The organism is Larkinella soli (assembly GCF_003703975.1).
Classification (GTDB): domain Bacteria; phylum Bacteroidota; class Bacteroidia; order Cytophagales; family Spirosomataceae; genus Larkinella; species Larkinella soli.
Window position 1 is genome coordinate 1 of record NZ_QTJY01000072.1, and the last position, 421, is coordinate 421.

A 421-nucleotide genomic window follows, 5' to 3' on the forward strand; every position below is an offset into this window, starting at 1 on the left:
CGGCCTGTTTGTCGCTTTCCAGGACGATGCGGCCCTGAGGCCGGCCGTTCTCGTAGCTCCAGCCGGCCAGCAGCTGGTCCTCCCAGTCGCGCAGGAAGACCAGGCCGGTGAAGTCGTGGTCGCGCAGGGCATAGCCGGTTTTGTGCAGGTAGTCGGGGCGGCCCAGGACTTCCAGCACCGCCGACCGGGTTTGGCCTTTGTCTTTCCAGACCAGCAGCCGCTGGAAGCCCTGCAGGAGGAAATCCTCGCCGGGATCATAGACCAGGGGCACCGAGACGACGGGGCGGCCCAGCTGGTCGGGGAGCTCGAGGGCTTTGTCCCAGAGGGTCTTTTTGTTTTTCTTACCCGGCTTGCGGAGTTGTTTGCCTGTTAACTGGCGGTCGAAATACTGCCGGGCTTCGGCGATGGTGATCGTAGTGTC

General features: G+C 63.7%; 1 protein-coding gene. It reads right to left on the reverse strand.

Annotation, left to right across the window (positions count from 1 at the left end; all coding sequences use genetic code 11):
* A partial coding sequence (locus DX909_RS29740; protein ID WP_164851466.1) for a hypothetical protein occupies positions 1-421 on the reverse strand: 421 nt, incomplete at both ends.